This is a genomic window from Kocuria rosea, from assembly GCF_023715525.1.
In the GTDB taxonomy this organism is placed as follows: domain Bacteria; phylum Actinomycetota; class Actinomycetes; order Actinomycetales; family Micrococcaceae; genus Kocuria; species Kocuria rosea_A.
Genome location: NZ_JAMBOG010000071.1, coordinates 1 through 255, shown reverse-complemented (window position 1 = coordinate 255; position 255 = coordinate 1). Strand labels below are relative to the sequence as shown.

The following is a 255-nucleotide window of genomic DNA, read 5'->3' as shown; positions in this document are numbered from 1 at the left end:
TGGCCCGCCAGCACCTGGATACCCCGGCGACCCGGGTGGCCTTCGACGCCGAGCACGAGGCCGTGCTGGCCACCCTCGCCCGCCGCGATCGGTTGGAGGCGGCGATCACCGCGATGGCCGCCGACTCCCCGTTCACCCCGGTCGTGCACCGGGTGTGCTGCCTGCGCGGGATATCCACGTTGACCGGCTTCGCCCTGGCGGTCGAGATCGGTGACTGGCACCGGTTCACCGGCAACACCATCGGCGCCTTCCTCG

The 255-nt window shown here is 72.2% G+C and carries 1 pseudogene; it reads left to right on the top strand.

The features are described from left to right. Positions 1-255: pseudogene (locus tag M3185_RS17005) on the top strand (IS110 family transposase); the annotation flags it as partial.